Genomic DNA, 16,205 nt, shown 5'->3' on the forward strand with positions numbered 1-16,205 from the left:
GGCCGCGGGAGACGCCGCCGCGCAGCCGGCCGGACAGGGCGCCGCGGACGCGCTCGATGACGGGCAGCGGCCCGGTGGGCGTGAGCGAGAAGTGCTTCATGCGGGCACCGGATCCTGGCGCCGACGGCGCAGCAGCTCCTCGAGCTCGAAGGTGTCTCCGTCGCGGGCGCCGCGCCCGACGACGAGCGGTGCGGGGGAGGGCTCGGGCGCCTCGCCGCGCAGCCGGGCGAGGAGGCCCCCCTCGACGCGCAGCACGTAGTAGCGGCCCTCCGCATCCACCGCGAGGGAGCGGTCGCGCTTGAGGTACCAGCCGCTCAGGCCGGTGCGCACGGTGCCGCTGCCGCGATAGGGCCGAGCCCGCAGCGGCACCGGGGCGATGCCGTCGGCGAGATAGCCGGCCACCGCCTCACGGATCAGCGCGGTGGCCTGTGCGTGCTCGTCCTCACGGGCGGCGCGGAGGGCCTGCTCCTTGGCCTCGACCACCTCGCGTCGGTGCCGGGACCACTCCTGCTGCTCGGCCTGGGGATTCATGACGCCATTCTTCCAGGCCGCGGCGCCGAGCACAGCGGGGTCGGGCAGGAGGTGCGGTGCAGGGGATGTGCGAAGAGCGTGGAGGTGCGGCTCAGAGCTTCGCGGTCGTGGGGCGTTCGCCGTGGTCGCGAGGCACTACGACCGGCTCCTGAGAGGCGTCGATCCAGAGCGCCCCGGTCTCGCCGTCGGCCTCGCCGAGGAGCACCTGCACGGACAGCGCCGCATCCAGCGGCACGGCCCGACGCACGACGGCGAGGGCGATCGGGCCGAGGTCCGCATGGAGGGCGGCTGAGGTGACGGCGCCGACGACCTTCCCGTCGGCCCCGCCCAGACGCACCTCGCCGCCGGGGGCGACGGGGACGTCCTGGGAGCCGTCGAGATGGAGCATCACCAGGCGCCGCGGCGGCTGGCCCAGGTTCAGCACCTTCGCGACGGTCTCCTGGCCGCGATAGCAGCCCTTGGCGGTGTGCACGCTGGTGCGCAGCAGGTCGAGCTCGTGCGGGATGGTGCGCTCGTCGACCTCGCGCGCCTGGCGGGCGCGATGGTCCGCGATCCGCACCGCCTCCCAGGAGCTCATCCCGGCCAGCTGCCGCTCCTGCCAGGGCAGCGCCTCGAGCGCCGCGGCGGGGAAGACCGAGAGGACCTGGCCGGCCGGGTCCTCGGGCGCAGGGCCGTAGGCGACGCCACCGGGGGCGACCTCGGGCCAGGGCTCGGACCACACGGCGACGGGCTCGGGCAGGTCGAGGTCCGCGAGCACCTCGGCCGCCGGTACGAGGGCCCCCAGCACCCGCAGGTCGTCGCGATCGAGGATCTCGACCCGGGCGGCGAAGCGCATCATCTCCAGGTAGCGGCGCAGTCCCGCGCGCGCCCCGGCGTCGAGGACCAGCAGCAGCGACTCCTCGCCGATCACGACGGCCGCTGCGAGATGCTCGACGCGGCCCTGCGGGGAGAGCACCGCCATGGAGGACGAGGTGCCGACAGGCGTGCCGGTGAGGACCTGGGTGGTGACCGTGGTCATCCAGCTGCGGGCGTCGGCGCCGCTGACCTCGAGCAGCTCGAGCTGGCCGAGGTCGACGACGGCCTCCCGCTCCAGCAGGCGTCGCTGCTCGCGCAGCGGGGCGCCGTAGTGGGCGGGCACGGACGCGTCCGGGCCCTCGCCGAGGACCGCGCCGCGCAGGGACAGGGGGCGGATCTCGCGCACGGGACCGGACACGGGATCAGACACGATGCAGCTCCAGGGAGAGGTGGGGGAGGAGCGCCGTCTCGCCGGGCGCACCCTCGGGGGCGGGGTCGCGCTGCTCCCAGAGCCACATGAGGCGTCCGGAGATGTAGCCGACCATGCGCGTCGCGGCGACCTCGCCGTCGGCGCCGGGCAGGGCGAGCTGCAGGCGCGGCCCGCGGACCTCGCCGCGCCAGGTCTCCGCGGCCTCGCCGCGGCGCTCGAAGCGCGCTTCCAGATGATGGGAGAGCTGCCCCTCGGGGCTGCCGGGGCGTGCCGCCTCGGCGGCGGCGCGGTCCTGTCCGGCCAGGAGATCGCCGACGGTCCACACGCCGTCCTCGCGGTGCAGCAGGCTCCGCTCGCCGGTCGACGGCGCGGCGGGGGCGTCCTCGTCCCCGTCCTCCGTGCGGGCGAAGGCGCTCGTGGGCGGCAGCGGAGCGGGCGCGTCGACCCGGTGGATCGTCGAGCGCCAGGCGAGGGTGCCGTCATCCTGGGCGGTGCACACGAGGCGCTGCTCGATGCGCACGTCAGGGGTGCCCGGGGACGTGGCGGCGAGGGCACCGCTGCCTTCCCACTCGCCGATCAGCCAGGCGAGCGGGTACAGGGAGCGGGGGAGGGAGGGGTCGAGCGTGATGGGCATCGGTGCCGCGGGGCGCTCAGTGGTTGAACAGGCGGCTGATCACCAGCACGGAGAAGCCGAGGACGAGGATGCCCACCAGGACGACGAGGGCGAGGAAGAACAGCGACAGCGCAGACATGGAGACGAGTCTACCGTCGTCAGCCGAACAGTGTGATCGCGAGATGCGCGAGGACGCCCACGGTCGCCACCGGCACCGCCGCCACCGCCAGCGAGGGGACCGGCTCGTGCGCGACGAGCGAGGAGCCCACCAGCAGATGCGCGCTGCTCGCCCCGATCGCCGTCGCCATGCCCAGCATCACCGCGATCGGCAGGGCGAGCGGGGCCAGCGACACCGCGAGCAGGCACGTCAGACCTGCCCCCACCGCCACCGAGAGCACGAAGCGGGGCAGCGCGGGCAGCGGCGTCCAGTCCAGCAGCAGCGTCGCGGCGAGGCCCGTCGCGACGGCGGTGACCACGGCCGTGCTCCCGGAGGCCTGGGCGTCGACCTGGGCGATCACCCAGGTCGCGGCGAGCCCGGCGAGGAGGACCCCGGCGACCGTGCCCGTGAGCGAGGAGGTGAGGTCGCGGCGGTCGCGCCGGAGCATCTGATGGACGAAGGAGGCGAAGATCCCCACCGCGCACAGCATCACGATCGCGGAGACGGGGGTGAGGCGCTCGGGGACGAGGACCGCGACCAGCGCGCCGCCGATCCCGATGCCGGCGACGACCACGCGGGTCCCGATCGCGGAGGGCAGCTCGAGCAGCCCGGGCCAGGAGATCCCGATCAGCAGCCCGAGCAGGGCGACGGAGGTCGCCATCAGCACGGGGGAGAGGGGGCCGGTGAGCGAGACGAGCGCCAGGAGCAGCGCGAGGGCGGCGCCGAGGGGTGCGCGCTCGGGAGCGGTCACGGGGCCTCCCTCGCTGTCTCTGCCGGTCGCTCGATGGGTCGCCGACGGCTCGAGGTCCGCGGCGCTACAGTGGCAGTCTACGAGTGCCCGCAGGTGGAGGCATACTCGTGCCGCTCAACACCGCCGTCCGTCGTCCCGGAAGGACCCCATGATCTCCACGGCCGAGCTGTCACAGGAGCACCGTGACCAGATCCTCGATCTGCTCGGCGCGGTGACCGCGCACGACGGCGTCTCGCCGCTCGACGAGGCGGCGAGCCTCGCGCTCGACGGCGACGGCGCCCGGCACCTGCTCCGCCTCGAGGGGGACCGCGCGGTCGCCTACGCCGGCGTGCTCGCCGACGGCACCGTCCAGGGGATGGTGCGCCCGGAGGTGCGCCGCCGCGGCCTCGGCACCGCCCTGCTCGAGGCCGCGCTCTCCGACCGGCCCGACGCCGGGGTCTGGGCGCACGGCGCGCTCGAGGGCTCCCTCGCCTTCCTCTCCGCGGCCGGGCTCGTCGAGACGCGCCGCCTGCTCACCCTGCACCGCGCGCTCGGAGCCGATGCCGCGCTCGAGCCCGTGCCCGAGTCCTCCCTGCCCGGGCTGACCCTGGGCGTCTTCGATCCGGCGCGCGACGCGGACGCCTGGGTGGGGGTCAACTCCCGCGCCTTCGCCTCCCATCCCGAGCAGGGGGCGCTCACCCGCGCGGACCTGGACCAGCGCCTCGCCCAGCCCTGGTTCGACGCCGAGGACATGGTCGTCGCCCGTCGCGACGGGGAGCTGATCGGATTCGTCTGGGTCAAGCGGGAGCGGCCCGGCGCGACGGACGCCGACGCCGAGATCTACGTCGTGGCGACCGACCCGGCGGTGCAGGGGCACCGCATCGCGGCGGTGCTGCTGGCGACCGCGCTGCGTCGCCTGGCCGAGGACGGGGTCCCCGGCGTCGAGCTCTACGTCGAGGCGGACAACACCGCCGCGCTGCGCCTGTACGAGCGCTGGGGCTTCGAGGTCTCGGGCCGCGACGTGCAGATGCGCCGTCCCGCAGCGGCCTCGGCATGAGCGTGAGCGTCGGCCCGGGCAAACCGCCTCCCGTCCTCGCCGCCGGCGCTCTCGCCTGGCGCGAGAAGGGCGGGAAGCTCCAGGTGCTGCTCGTGCACCGGCCCCGCTACGACGACTGGTCGGTCCCCAAGGGCAAGCTCGACAAGGGCGAGACCTTCCCCGCGGCCGCGGTGCGGGAGGTCGCCGAGGAGACCGGCTACCGGGTGCGCCTGCACCGGCCGCTGCCCGCCTCCGTGTACCTGCTGCCGGACGGGCGCACCAAGATCGTCCAGTACTGGCTCGGCACGGTCCGGGCGAAGGTCGCGCCCGGTCCGGAGAACGCCGCCGAGATCGACAAGGTCCGCTGGGTCCCGCTGGCGGAGGCCGAGGGGATGGTCGCGCGCCAGGGCGACCAGGTCCTCCTGCAGTCGCTGCGACGCTTCGCGGAGGCCGGGGAGCTGCGCACGGCGCCCGTCGTGATCCAGCGCCACGGCGCGGCGGTCTCCCGGTCGAAGTGGCGCCGCGGGGAGGGGGCCCGCCCCTTGAACTCGAAGGGGAAGAAGCAGGCCAAGGCCCTCCCGCCGCTGCTGGACGCCTTCGACCCGGCGAGCGTGGTGAGCAGCCCGTGGGAGCGGTGCCTGAGCACCGTCGAGCCGCTGGCGAAGAACGAGGGCCTCACGGTGCGGACCAAGAGCGAGCTCACCGAGGCCGGCCACGCGGAGCACCCCTCCCGCACCGAGGCGGTCATCGATCGGGTGCTGAGCGAGGCGCGGCCGACGGTCGTGTGCACGCACCGTCCTGTGCTCCCCACGGTCATCGAGGCGGTGCGCCGGGTCTCTCGACCCGGCGCGGCCCTCGAGCTGCCGCGCGAGGACCCCTATCTCGCCGCCGGCGAGGCCCTGCTGCTGCACGTCACGCCCGAGGGCGTCGTGGTGGCGATCGAACGACACCTGCCGAACATCGGCTGACGACGGACTGGAGAGAGCACGGATGAGCACGCAGTGGGGGCAGGACCCGTACGGGCCCTCGTCGGAGCGGCACGATCCGTACGGGTCCACGGCGTCGGCGGACCCGTACGGCAGTGCGGGGGAACATGGTGCGGCGGACCCGTACGGCAGTGCGGAGCAGCACGGCGCTGCGGACCCGTACGGCACGGCAGATCCGTACGGCACGGCAGATCCGTACGGCACTGCGGAGCAGCAGGGCGCGGCCGATCCGCACGGTGCGCCGCAGTTCGGCGGCGGGGTGCAGGATCCCTACGTCTCCCTGTCCTCGGGGCTGTCCCAGGGCAACTACACCGCCCCGGGCCACGCCGTCGCGCCGCCGCCGAGCTCAGGGCTCGGGATCGCCGGCTTCGTGGTCGGCCTGCTCGGGCTCACCCTGTGCGGAACGCTCGTCTCGCCCGTCGGCCTGGTGCTGTCGATCCTGGGCATGCGGGAGACGTCCCCGACCGCGACCCCGCCGAAGGGAGGCCGTGGGCTCACGATCACCGGGCTGATCCTCTCGATCATCGGCACGGTCGCGCTGCTGCTCATCATCGCCTACTTCGTGGTCATGTTCGTGATCGCAGGGGTGGCCGCCAGCTCCGGCTACTGAGGGGTATGCCGAACGTGTCCCAGCCCACTGGAAGTCGGACGAAACGGGAGTGTGATCCGTTCGTAATCCGGCCATGACCTGCGAGTTCATGGGAGCGGGAGGGCTGTTCACCTGGTGTTCACACAACGACGGGCCCCGCGTCATCTCTCCTCCCTAGGTTCGCCGCTGACAGACGTCAGCAGGTGTGAACCCGGGCCGAAGGCCCCGAAAGGACTCGCAGTGAACGTTCGCAAGAACAAGCTCGTCTCGCTCGCAGCGCTCGGACTCGTCGGCGGCCTCGCGCTGTCCGCGTGCGGCGGCGGCTCGGAGAACGGCGGCACGGACGGCGCCTCCGACGGCGGCGGCGGCGCGGCAGGCGGCTACGCGGAGCTCTCCGGCAACCTCGCCGGCTCGGGCGCGTCCTCGATGCAGAACGCCCAGACCGCGTGGACCGAGTCCTTCATGGGCCTCACCCAGGCCGAGGGCGGCGACCTCACGGTCACCTACGACCCCACCGGCTCCGGCACCGGCCGTGAGCAGTTCCTCTCCGGCCAGGTGCAGTTCGCCGGCACCGACGCCGCCCTGGACGAGGAGGAGCTCACCAAGTCCGCCGAGGTGTGCAACGACTCGCAGGCCTTCGACCTGCCGGTCTACATCTCCCCGATCGCCGTGGTCTTCAACCTCGAGGGCGTCGACTCCCTGAACCTGACCCCCGAGGTCATCGCCGGGATCTTCGCGGGCGACATCACCAAGTGGAACGACCCGGCGATCGCCGAGTCGAACCCGGACGCCGACCTGCCCGACCTGGACATCGTGCCGGTCCACCGCTCCGACGACTCGGGCACCACCGAGAACTTCACCGAGTACCTCTCGGAGACCGCGCCCGACGCGTGGACCCACGGCCCGGTCGAGACCTGGCCCATCGACGGCGGCCAGTCCGGCGACGGCACCTCCGGCCTGATCTCCACCGTCGAGGGCGGCAACGGCACCATCGGCTACGCCGACGCCTCGCAGGCCGGCAATCTCGGCACCGCCGCGATCCAGGTCGGCGACGAGTTCGTCGAGTACAGCGCCGATGCCGCCGCCAAGGCCGTCGACGTCTCCCCGCGCGAGGAGGGCCGCGAGGAGAACGACATCGTCGTGGAGCTCGACCGCACCACCGAGGAGGCCGGCGTCTACCCGATCGTGCTCGTCTCCTACCTCGCACTGTGCGGCTCCTACGCGGACTCCGCACAGGGCGAGGCCGTCAAGGCCTACGCCTCCTACATGATCTCCGAGGAGGGCCAGGCCACCTCCGCCGAGGCCGCCGGCTCCGCCCCGATCTCCGAGGAGCTGCGCACCGAGGCCCAGGCTGCGATCGACGGCATCACCGTCGGCTGATCCCGCCGCCTCACGACAGCATGTCGCCGGGCCGTACCGGCCCGGCGACATCGCTGTCCCCGCCGTCATCACCCCGGCCAGCGCACCGTGCGCGAACCGTGAGCTCGGAGGAAGGTCCCCATGAGCACAGCTGACATCGAACCGGACGCGGCATCGGCCCCGCCCGCCTCCATGAAGTCCGGTGGCCGCCGCTTCGGCGACTCGCTCTTCAACGCCCTGAGCGTCGGCTCCGGGCTCCTCATCTTCGTCACCCTCGCCGCGGTGGCCATCTTCCTCACCCTGGAGTCCCTCCCCGCGATCATCGCGAGCCGGGAGTTCTCCGGCACCGCGGACTTCTCGCTGATCGAGTACTCCCTGCCGCTCGTGTTCGGCACCGTGCTCGCCGCCGCGATCGCGCTGGTGATCGCGATCCCGATCTCCCTCGGCGTCGCCCTGTTCATCTCGCACTTCGCGCCGCGCCGCCTGGCCTCGGCGCTCGGCTACATGATCGACCTGCTCGCCGCCGTGCCCTCGGTCGTCTACGGCCTGTGGGGCGGTGTGTGGCTGGTCCCCAAGCTCGAGCCGCTCTACGTCTTCCTCAACACCTACTTCGGCTGGATCCCGCTGTTCGCCGGCGAGCCGACGGCGCCGATGCGGAACCTCGCCTCCGCCTCCGTGGTCCTGGCCGTCATGGTCCTGCCGATCATCACCGCGGTCTCCCGCGAGGTCTTCCTGCAGACCCCGCGCCTGCAGGAGGAGGCCGCGCTCGCGCTCGGCGCCACCCGCTGGGAGACCATCCGCACCGTCGTGCTGCCCTTCGGCCGCGGCGGCGTGGTCGCCGCGTCGATGCTGGGCCTCGGCCGTGCGCTCGGCGAGACCATGGCCGTGCTGATGATCCTCGCGCCCGGCGCGACCTTCTCCCTGCACATCCTCGAGGTCGGCCGCCACAACTCGATCGCCGCGAACATCGCCTCGAAGCAGGCGGAGGCCTCCGGCGTCGACATGTCCCTGCTCATCTTCACCGGCCTGGTGCTGTTCGTGCTGACCTTCGTCATCAACGCCATCGCCCGGTGGATCGTCGCCCGCAGCGGCCCCAAGAGCTGAGAGGTCCCCCATGAGCACCCCCACCACCGTGCGGACCGAGCCCTCGGTCCACCGCCCCCGCGACGAGCGCCGCCTGCCCTGGTACCACCTCGTCTTCACCGGGATCGCGGGCCTCCTGGTCGCCATCGCCGTGCTGGCGATCGCCGGCGCTCTCTCTGTCACCAGCGCCATCCTGCTGGGATTCGTCCTCCACCTGCTCTTCGGCTGGGGCTACTCGCTCCTGCGCGAGGGCCCCCGATGGGCGACCGACCGGCTGATGACCCTGCTGGTCATCGGCGCGTTCGCGATCTCGATGTTCCCGCTGCTGTCGCTGCTGTGGTCCGTGATCTCCCGCGGCCTGACCCGCGTGATCGCCGCGAAGCCGACGACCTTCGCGTTCTGGACCCAGGACATGTCCGGCATCATCGGCGGCGCGGATGCCGGCGGCGTCTTCCACGCGATCGTCGGCACGCTGCTGATCACGCTGTGGGCCTCGATCATCTCGATCCCCGTCGGCCTGTTCACCGCGATCTTCCTGGTCGAATACGCGAATGTGGGCTGGAAGCGGACCCTCGGCAGGGGCGTCACCTTCCTCGTCGACGTCATGACCGGCATCCCCTCGATCGTGGCGGGACTGTTCGGCCTGGCGGTGTTCATCGCCTTCATGCCCGATCAGTCCGTGCGCATGGGCATCATGGGCGCGGTCGCGCTCTCGCTGCTGATGATCCCCACCGTGGTCCGCAACAGCGAGGAGATGCTCCGCCTGGTCCCCATGGACCTGCGCGAGGCCGCCTACGCGCTCGGCGTGCCCAAGTGGCTCACGATCGTCAAGGTCGTGCTGCGCACCGCGATCGCGGGCCTGACCACCGGCATCACCCTCGCCATCGCCCGCGTCATCGGCGAGACCGCGCCGCTGCTGCTCACGGTCGGCATGGTCACCTCGGTGAACTGGAACATGTTCGACGGCCGCATGGCGACCCTGCCCACCTTCATCAACCAGCAGTACCGCAACGGCAACGCGAACTGCATGTCGGACACGGTCACCAACCCGATCAACCAGGAGGTGTACGCCTGTGCGGTCAGCACCAACATCGACCGCGCCTGGGCGGCCGCCTTCACCCTGATCGTGATCGTGATGATCCTGAACATCATCGCGCGCATGATCAGCCACTACTTCTCCCCGAAGCTCAGCCGCTGAGCCGGGCCACCCACGCGAAAGGACATCTGATGGCAGCCCCCCAGCCCATCAACGTCGAGGACCTGAACATCTACTACGGCGACTTCCTCGCCGTCGAGGGTGTCGACGTGCAGATCCGGCCCCGTTCGGTCACGGCTCTCATCGGCCCCTCCGGCTGCGGCAAGTCGACCTTCCTGCGCACGCTGAACCGCATGCACGAGGTCATCCCCGGCGCGTATGCGAAGGGCAAGGTCGAGATCAACGGCGAGGACATCTACGACGCCAAGGTCGACCCGGTCAACGTGCGTCGCCGCGTCGGCATGGTGTTCCAGAAGGCCAACCCCTTCCCGACCATGTCGATCCGCGACAACGTGCTCGCAGGTGTGAAGCTCAACAACCGCCGGATCTCGAAGTCCGCGGCCGACGAGCTGGTCGAGCGCGCGCTGAAGGGCGCGAACCTCTGGAACGAGGTCAAGGACCGTCTGGACAAGCCTGGCATGGGCCTGTCCGGCGGTCAGCAGCAGCGTCTGTGCATCGCCCGCACCATCGCGGTCAAGCCCGAGGTCGTCCTCATGGACGAGCCCTGCTCGGCGCTCGACCCGATCTCCACCCTCGCGATCGAGGACCTCATCCACGAGCTGAAGGAGGAGTACACGATCGTCATCGTCACGCACAACATGCAGCAGGCGTCCCGCGTCTCCGACCGCACCGGCTTCTTCAACATCGCCGGCACCGGCAAGCCCGGGCACCTCATCGAGATCGACGACACCGACACGATCTTCACCAACCCCAGCAACAAGCAGACCGAGGACTACATCTCCGGCCGCTTCGGCTGATCGACGTACTGGCGAGGGACGAGCCGGTAGGAGATCAGCCGGGCAGACGGAGTCTGATCGACGTACTGGCGAGGAGCGCCGGGGCCCAGGGCCATGCGCCCGGGTCCCGGCGCTCCGTCGTCGCGGGGCCGACGGTCGCATCCGGGCGTCATCCCACGGTCGGACGCCGCCTGTGCGGAACCGATCCCCGGGTGGACGCGGTGGGAGGGGTCTGCGGCGGATCGTGGGGGACATGAACTTCGCACCCCCTGCCTCGCATCCCTCCGCCGTCCCGTCGGCGCCCGCCCCTCCCACGCCGGTCCTCTCCGCCCGCGGGCTCGTGCGCACCTACGGCAGCGACCAGACCGCCACCCGGGCCCTCGACGGCGTGGACCTCGACATCGCCCGCGCCGACTCCCTCGCCGTGATGGGCCCCTCCGGCTGCGGCAAGACCACCCTGCTGCACGTGCTCGCCGGCATCCTCGCCCCGACCTCCGGGACGGTGCGCCTGGACGGCGAGTCCCTCGCCGAGCTCGGGGACCGCCGGCGCACCCTGCTGCGCCGCAGCGAGTTCGGCTTCGTCTTCCAGGACGGCCAGCTGCTGCCCGAGCTGACCGCGGTCGAGAACGTGGTCCTCCCGCGCATGCTCGGCGGCACCTCGCGCCGTGCCGCGACCGCCGAGGCCACCGCCTGGCTGGACCGGCTCGGCCTCGCCGGGATGCACCACCGCCGTCCGACCCAGCTCTCCGGCGGCCAGGCCCAGCGCGTCGCGGTCGCCCGCGCGCTCGCGGGTCGTCCGTCGGTCGTCTTCGCCGACGAGCCCACCGGCGCCCTGGACCAGGAGACCGGACAGTCCGTCCTCGCGACGCTCGTCGACGCGTGCGCCGAGACCGGCGCGAGCCTGGTCATGGTCACCCACGATGCCAAGGTCGCCGCGGCCTGCCGGCGCACCGTCGCGATGCGCGACGGCCGGATCGCCCGCGAGTACGTGCGTCCCGAGGGCGCGCAGGGCACGGGGGACGCCCGATGAACGCCCTGCTCGCCTCCGCCCCGCTCCTGCTGCGCCGCCGCGGCGCCCTCGCCGACGTCCTGCCCGTGATCGCCTTCGCCGCGGCGACTGCGATCACCGGGACCGTGCTCGGCGGCGCCGCTGCCTTCGTCGGCCGCCTCCCCGCCGACGGCGAGGTCGCCTTCGAGGGGGAGGCCTCGTTGATCCCCTTCCTGGTCTCCTGCGCGATGGTCGCCTCGGTGCTGCTGATCCCGAGCGCCGTCGGCCTCGGCGGCTCCGCAGCGCGGCTCTCGCTCGCCCGGCGCGAGCAGGACCTCGCCTCGATCCGTCTCGTCGGCGGCACCGCCGGCCAGGTCGGCGCCGTGGCGGTCCTCGACGTCGCGGCGCAGGCCCTGCTCGGCGGGCTGCTCGGCGTGGTGCTGCACCTGGTCGTGACCCCGCCCCTGACCGCGCTCGACTTCGGGATCGCTCCGTTCACCACCGCGGACCTGCTGATGCCGTGGTGGGCGTATCCGCTGCTGGTGATCGGCATGGTCCTGCTCGCCGCAGGCTCCGCCGCCGTCTCCCTCACCGCAGTGGCGCTCAGCCCTCTCGGCGTCGCCCGTGACTCGCGCACCGTGCGGATGTCCGTGCTCCGACTGGGGATCTGGGCGGCGCTGATCCTCGGCTTCCTCGTGTTCATGCAGGTGGGCGGGATGATCTTCGGTGGGGTCGCCGACGGGATGCTGTTCCTCGGGATCATGATCGTGTTCATCGGCGCGGTCGTCGCGGGCGTGAACGTGGTCGGCCCGTTCCTCGTCTGGGGCGTGGCGCTGCTCGTGGCGCGCACGGCCCCGACCCCCTCGCTGATGGTCGGCGCGAGGCGCCTCGCCGCGGACCCGAAGGCCGGCTGGAGGGCCGTCTCCGGGATCACCTTCGCCCTGGTCATCGCGGGTTTCCTCACGACGCTCGCGACGCTCACCCCGGCCGATGGGGCTCGTGCGGTCGAGGACCGGATGATGGCCACCGCCATGTCCACCGGCGGGCTGCTCACCCTCGGCATCGCGGCGGTCCTCGCCGCGGTCGGAACCGGCGTCACGCAGACCGCGCGGGTGATCGACCAGGCCCCGGTGCTGCGAGCCCAGCACGTCGCCGGCGCCGAGGTCGGCCAGCTGCACCGGGCCCGCATCGCGGAGATCACGCTGCCTGTGCTGCTGAGCTCGGTGCTGGCGACCTTCACCGCCCTGCTCGTCGTGCTGTCGGTGCTGGGGTCCGGCGCCGCCGATCCGAGCGCGGCGGTGCGCTACCTGGTCAGCGTCGCCGGGGCCTACGCCCTGGTGATCCTCGCCGTGCTCGTCGCCTCCCCGCTCGTGCGCCGGTACGCGATGCGCACCGCCTGAGCGGCACCTCCGCGTGCCCCGCCCCGCCTTCCCGCGGGGCGGGGCACGGCCGTTAGGCTGGGGTGATGGACATGCAGACCGTCGCCCCGCAGGACGTGCCCGAGGGTGCGCATCTCATCGACGTGCGCGAGCAGGCCGAATGGGATGCCGGGCACGCCCCCACCGCCCAGCACCTCCCGGCGAGCACGCTCCTGCAGAACCTCGAGCAGCTCCCGGAGACGGACGAGGACCTGTACATCGTCTGCCGCAGCGGCGGACGCTCCTTCCAGGTCGCGCAGTGGCTGAACGCCAACGGGTTCGACGCGATCAACGTCGGCGGCGGCATGGACCAGTGGTTCGAGTCCGGGCTGCCGATAGAGTCCGACGGCGAGGGCGAGGCCTTCATCCTCTGAGGCGCCTCCCTCAGAGCGGCAGCACGTCCTTCAGCAGCGCGTAGCCCACGAACGCGGCCACGTCGAGGAGGGTGTGCGCCACGACCAGCGGCATCGTCCGACGGGTGCGTCGGTACCACTCGCCGAACACCAGCCCCATCACCAGGTTCACGAGCCCCGGACCCACCCCCTGATAGGTGTGGTACGCGCCGCGCAGCAGGGCGGAGGCGAGCAGGATCCGACTCGGCGACCAGCCGAGCCGTTCGAGGCGCTGGTAGAGGTAGCCGACCACGATCACCTCCTCGAGCAGCGCGTTCTTCAGCGCGTGGAGGATCAGCACCGGAGTGGTCCACCAGTGGGTCGCGAGCGCCGCCGGGACCACCTCCACCGTCGCGCCCAGCGCCCGACCCAGGTAGTAGACGGCCAGCCCCGGCACCCCGATCGCGGCGGTGATCAGCAGCCCGTGGCCCAGGTCCCGCAGCGGCCTGGCGAGGTCCAGTCCGAGGTCGCCGAGCGCCTGGCGCAGCGAGCCCGCGGTCGCGGCCAGCAGCAGCACCACCAGCACGACCGGCACCAGGGCGAAGACGATCGAGAGCAGCTGGTACATCAGGTCCAGCCACGCATCCTCCCGCAGCGAGGAGTTCAGCGAGGTCGACTGGCCGGAGAGGGGGCCGGCGGCGACGGCCTGGGCCAGCGCGATCAGCGAGTACACGGCGCTGCGCCCCAGCGAGAGCGCCAGCACGATGAGCACCTCGGTGCGCAGCCAGGCCGGGCTCGGTCTCCACGTCTCCACGCGCACATGCTCTCACCCCGGCTCCGTGCCAGACTCGATCCCATGACTGCCTCGCATCCCGCTGCCCGCACCTCCCGTCCCGTCGTCCTGGTCACGGGCGCGAACCGGGGCATCGGCCGCGCCGTCGCGCACGAGCTCGCCGCCGACCACCACCTGCTGCTGGGCGGGCGGGACGAGCAGGCGCTCGCCGCGCTCGCCGCGGAGCTCCCGTCGGCCGAGCCCTTCGTCGCCGAGCTCACCGACCCCGCCGATCTCGACCGGGCGCTGACCGGCCTCGCCCTCGAGGAAGGACTCGCTGGCCTCGTCCACTCCGCGGGAATCCTGGTGAACGGCTCCGTCGAGGAGCTGACGCCTGCGGACTGGGAGCGGAACTTCGCGGTCAACGTCACCGCCGTCTCGGAGCTGACCCGGCGCCTGCTTCCCGCGCTGCGCGCGGCGCGCGGCACCGTCGTCGCCGTGAACTCGGGCTCCGGCTACGCCGCGAAGGGGGACCGCGGCGCCTACTCCGCCTCGAAGTTCGCGCTGCGCGCCTGGACCGACGCGCTGCGTCAGGAGGAGCTCGCCGCCGGAGTGCGGGTCAGCTCGGTCCACCCCGGCCGGGTCGACACCGACATGCAGCACGAGTTGCGCGCCGCCGAGCAGGGCGCCTACGAGGCCGAGCAGTACCTGCGTCCGGCCACGGTCGCCGCGGCGATCGGCTTCGTGCTGCGCGCCCCGGAGGACGCAGTGGTGACGAGCCTGGACCTGCGCCCCCGCGCGATCGGCTGACCCGGCGCGGCCGACGGGCCGGCCCGACCCGGGCCCCGTCCGCCGGAGTCAGGACGACCCCTCCTGCTCGCCCGAGCAGGAGGGGCCGTCGGCCGTGCGGGGCGCGTCAGCCGCGCTGGTCGTCCAGGTGGCCGACGAGCTCGGCGGCGAGGCCCACGTAGGTCTGCGGGGTCAGGGCCAGCAGCCGCTCCTGCTCCGCCTCGGGAAGGCCGAGCGAGGAGATGAACTCGCGCATCCCCTCCCCGTCCACGCGGTGGCCGCGGGTGAGGTCCTTCAGCCGCTCGTAGGGGTTGTCCAGGCCCTCGTGGCCCTGCACGCCCAGGGTGCGCATCACGGACTGCACCGCCTCGCCGAGCACCTCCCAGTTGCCCTCGAGGTCCGCGGCCATCGCGTCGGCGTCGACGTCCAGGCCCGCCAGGCCCTTGCGGATGTTCGCGATCGCGAGCAGCGAGTGGCCCAGCGCCGGGCCGACGTTGCGCTGCGTGGTCGAGTCGGTGAGGTCGCGCTGCAGGCGAGAGGTGACCAGGGTCTGGGAGAGCACGTCCAGCAGCGCGCCGGAGATCTCCAGGTTCGCCTCCGCGTTCTCGAAGCGGATGGGGTTGACCTTGTGGGGCATGGTCGAGGAGCCGGTGCCGCCCTGCGCGGACAGGCGCTGGCGGAAGTAGCCCAGCGAGATGTAGGTCCACACGTCGGTGGCCAGGTTGTGCAGGATCCGGCCGGCGCGGGCGATGTCGGCGTAGACCTCGGCCTGCCAGTCGTGGGACTCGATCTGCGTGGTCAGCGGGTTCCAGGTCAGGCCCAGGTGCTCCACGAAGGTGCGCGCGATGCGCTCCCAGTCCGCGCCCGGCACGGACACGGCGTGCGCGGCGTAGGTGCCGGTCGCGCCGTTGATCTTGCCGAGCATCTGGTTCGCGGGGATGCGGTGGGCCTGGCGGCCCAGGCGGTGCGCGAAGACCGCCATCTCCTTGCCGAGGGTGGTGGGGGTCGCGGCCTGGCCGTGGGTGCGCGAGAGCATCGGCACCTCGGCGGTCTCGCGGGCGAGGGCCTCGAGGTCGCCGATCAGCGCCTCGAAGGCGGGAAGCCACACCTCGTGCACGGCTCCGCGGATCATCAGCGCGTAGGCGAGGTTGTTGACGTCCTCGCTGGTGCAGTAGATGTGCACCACCTCGGCGAGCGGCTCGAGGGAGGTGCCGGCCAGGCGGCGCTTGATGTAGTACTCGATCGCCTTGACGTCGTGGACGGTCTCCCGCTCGATCTCGGCGTGCTCGGCGATGCCGTCGGCGCCGAAGTCCTCCGGGATCGCGCGCAGCAGCGCCCGCTCCTCGTCGGTCAGGGTGCGCAGGCCGGGGATCACCTCGCCGTCCAGCAGGTGGATCATCCACTCGGTCTCCACCACCAGGCGGGAGCGGTTCAGCGCCGCCTCGGAGAGGTGGTCGACCAGCGGCGCGACCTGGCCGCGGTAGCGGCCGTCGAGCGGGGTGAGGGCGATCGGGGGAGTGATGTCCGCGAAGGAATGAGCCATGGCGGTCATTCTCCCAGAATCGCGCGCGCCCGCGCCGCCGGGCCCGACGGGCGGGCGCGGGG

General features: G+C 72.6%; 17 protein-coding genes. 11 read left to right on the forward strand and 6 right to left on the reverse strand.

Going from position 1 to position 16,205, the window contains the following annotated elements:
- Positions 1-96 precede the first annotated feature (96 nt).
- The 4 genes from HMPREF3159_RS05425 to HMPREF3159_RS05440 form a co-directional block, all read right to left on the reverse strand.
- Positions 97-531: a hypothetical protein gene (locus HMPREF3159_RS05425; RefSeq protein WP_070500023.1), complete on the reverse strand. Its 435-nt coding sequence runs from the start codon at positions 529-531 to the stop codon at positions 97-99.
- 91 nt (positions 532-622) lie between these two features.
- Positions 623-1,756 (reverse strand): CAF17-like 4Fe-4S cluster assembly/insertion protein YgfZ, encoded by a 1,134-nt coding sequence (locus HMPREF3159_RS05430; RefSeq protein WP_070500024.1) that lies wholly within the window; start codon positions 1,754-1,756, stop codon positions 623-625.
- Positions 1,749-2,390, reverse strand: coding sequence for a heme-binding beta-barrel domain-containing protein (locus tag HMPREF3159_RS05435; protein ID WP_070500025.1), 642 nt, complete (start codon positions 2,388-2,390; stop codon positions 1,749-1,751). The genes HMPREF3159_RS05430 and HMPREF3159_RS05435 overlap by 8 nt, the downstream gene beginning before the upstream one ends.
- 137 nt (positions 2,391-2,527) lie before the next feature.
- On the reverse strand, positions 2,528-3,277 hold the full coding sequence (locus tag HMPREF3159_RS05440) for a hypothetical protein (RefSeq protein WP_070500026.1): 750 nt from the start codon (positions 3,275-3,277) through the stop codon (positions 2,528-2,530).
- Between the two features lie 148 nt (positions 3,278-3,425).
- Here HMPREF3159_RS05440 and mshD point away from each other — a divergent pair, with 148 nt between their 5' ends.
- The 10 genes from mshD to HMPREF3159_RS05490 all read left to right on the forward strand — a co-directional run bounded on the left by mshD (position 3,426) and on the right by HMPREF3159_RS05490 (position 13,081).
- The gene (gene mshD / locus HMPREF3159_RS05445) at positions 3,426-4,313 is read left to right on the forward strand and encodes a mycothiol synthase (RefSeq protein WP_070500027.1); all 888 of its coding nucleotides are present in this window, start codon (positions 3,426-3,428) and stop codon (positions 4,311-4,313) included.
- Positions 4,310-5,260 (forward strand): NUDIX hydrolase, encoded by a 951-nt coding sequence (locus HMPREF3159_RS05450; RefSeq protein ID WP_070500028.1) that lies wholly within the window; start codon positions 4,310-4,312, stop codon positions 5,258-5,260. Before mshD ends, HMPREF3159_RS05450 begins: the two co-directional genes overlap by 4 nt.
- A gap of 22 nt (positions 5,261-5,282) precedes the next feature.
- Complete coding sequence (locus HMPREF3159_RS05455; RefSeq protein WP_070500029.1) at positions 5,283-5,888, forward strand: DUF4190 domain-containing protein; 606 nt, start codon at positions 5,283-5,285, stop codon at positions 5,886-5,888.
- Between the two features lie 219 nt (positions 5,889-6,107).
- Entirely contained in the window at positions 6,108-7,247 is a 1,140-nt protein-coding gene (gene pstS / locus HMPREF3159_RS05460; RefSeq protein ID WP_070500030.1) for a phosphate ABC transporter substrate-binding protein PstS, read from the forward strand.
- Positions 7,248-7,367: 120 nt separating this feature from the next.
- Entirely contained in the window at positions 7,368-8,330 is a 963-nt protein-coding gene (gene pstC / locus HMPREF3159_RS05465) for a phosphate ABC transporter permease subunit PstC (RefSeq protein WP_070500031.1), read from the forward strand.
- A gap of 10 nt (positions 8,331-8,340) precedes the next feature.
- Complete coding sequence (pstA, locus tag HMPREF3159_RS05470; RefSeq protein WP_070500032.1) at positions 8,341-9,507, forward strand: phosphate ABC transporter permease PstA; 1,167 nt, start codon at positions 8,341-8,343, stop codon at positions 9,505-9,507.
- A 29-nt stretch (positions 9,508-9,536) separates the two neighbouring features.
- Positions 9,537-10,322, forward strand: a complete 786-nt coding sequence (gene pstB, locus HMPREF3159_RS05475) for a phosphate ABC transporter ATP-binding protein PstB (protein ID WP_010549563.1) — start codon at positions 9,537-9,539, stop codon at positions 10,320-10,322.
- A gap of 232 nt (positions 10,323-10,554) precedes the next feature.
- Positions 10,555-11,331, forward strand: a complete 777-nt coding sequence (locus HMPREF3159_RS05480) for an ABC transporter ATP-binding protein (protein ID WP_070500033.1) — start codon at positions 10,555-10,557, stop codon at positions 11,329-11,331.
- A complete protein-coding gene (locus HMPREF3159_RS05485) occupies positions 11,328-12,689 on the forward strand; it encodes an FtsX-like permease family protein (RefSeq protein ID WP_070500034.1) in 1,362 nt (453 codons plus the stop codon). The genes HMPREF3159_RS05480 and HMPREF3159_RS05485 overlap by 4 nt, the downstream gene beginning before the upstream one ends.
- Before the next feature lie 65 nt (positions 12,690-12,754).
- A complete protein-coding gene (locus HMPREF3159_RS05490) occupies positions 12,755-13,081 on the forward strand; it encodes a rhodanese-like domain-containing protein (protein WP_010549566.1) in 327 nt (108 codons plus the stop codon).
- 10 nt (positions 13,082-13,091) lie between these two features.
- Here HMPREF3159_RS05490 and HMPREF3159_RS05495 read toward each other — a convergent pair whose 3' ends face one another.
- Positions 13,092-13,859: a CPBP family intramembrane glutamic endopeptidase gene (locus HMPREF3159_RS05495; protein WP_070500036.1), complete on the reverse strand. Its 768-nt coding sequence runs from the start codon at positions 13,857-13,859 to the stop codon at positions 13,092-13,094.
- 36 nt (positions 13,860-13,895) lie between these two features.
- Between HMPREF3159_RS05495 and HMPREF3159_RS05500 the strand changes: the two genes are divergently transcribed.
- A complete protein-coding gene (locus tag HMPREF3159_RS05500; protein WP_070500037.1) occupies positions 13,896-14,621 on the forward strand; it encodes an SDR family oxidoreductase in 726 nt (241 codons plus the stop codon).
- Between the two features lie 106 nt (positions 14,622-14,727).
- Here HMPREF3159_RS05500 and purB read toward each other — a convergent pair whose 3' ends face one another.
- Positions 14,728-16,143: an adenylosuccinate lyase gene (purB, locus tag HMPREF3159_RS05505; RefSeq protein ID WP_141748087.1), complete on the reverse strand. Its 1,416-nt coding sequence runs from the start codon at positions 16,141-16,143 to the stop codon at positions 14,728-14,730.
- Between the last annotated feature and the right edge of the window lie 62 nt (positions 16,144-16,205).

The organism is Brachybacterium sp. HMSC06H03 (genome assembly GCF_001807385.1).
Lineage (GTDB): Bacteria > Actinomycetota > Actinomycetes > Actinomycetales > Dermabacteraceae > Brachybacterium > Brachybacterium conglomeratum.

Coding starts and splice junctions, on each gene's coding strand:
- purB (WP_141748087.1), bottom strand. CDS start 16,143: ATGGCTCATTCCTTCGCGGACATCACTCCCCCGATCGCCCTCACCCCG.
- mshD (WP_070500027.1), top strand. CDS start 3,426: ATGATCTCCACGGCCGAGCTGTCACAGGAGCACCGTGACCAGATCCTC.
- HMPREF3159_RS05450 (WP_070500028.1), top strand. CDS start 4,310: ATGAGCGTGAGCGTCGGCCCGGGCAAACCGCCTCCCGTCCTCGCCGCC.
- pstC (WP_070500031.1), top strand. CDS start 7,368: ATGAGCACAGCTGACATCGAACCGGACGCGGCATCGGCCCCGCCCGCC.
- HMPREF3159_RS05455 (WP_070500029.1), top strand. CDS start 5,283: ATGAGCACGCAGTGGGGGCAGGACCCGTACGGGCCCTCGTCGGAGCGG.
- HMPREF3159_RS05500 (WP_070500037.1), top strand. CDS start 13,896: ATGACTGCCTCGCATCCCGCTGCCCGCACCTCCCGTCCCGTCGTCCTG.
- pstB (WP_010549563.1), top strand. CDS start 9,537: ATGGCAGCCCCCCAGCCCATCAACGTCGAGGACCTGAACATCTACTAC.
- HMPREF3159_RS05425 (WP_070500023.1), bottom strand. CDS start 531: ATGAATCCCCAGGCCGAGCAGCAGGAGTGGTCCCGGCACCGACGCGAG.
- pstA (WP_070500032.1), top strand. CDS start 8,341: ATGAGCACCCCCACCACCGTGCGGACCGAGCCCTCGGTCCACCGCCCC.
- HMPREF3159_RS05480 (WP_070500033.1), top strand. CDS start 10,555: ATGAACTTCGCACCCCCTGCCTCGCATCCCTCCGCCGTCCCGTCGGCG.
- HMPREF3159_RS05435 (WP_070500025.1), bottom strand. CDS start 2,390: ATGCCCATCACGCTCGACCCCTCCCTCCCCCGCTCCCTGTACCCGCTC.
- HMPREF3159_RS05490 (WP_010549566.1), top strand. CDS start 12,755: ATGGACATGCAGACCGTCGCCCCGCAGGACGTGCCCGAGGGTGCGCAT.
- HMPREF3159_RS05485 (WP_070500034.1), top strand. CDS start 11,328: ATGAACGCCCTGCTCGCCTCCGCCCCGCTCCTGCTGCGCCGCCGCGGC.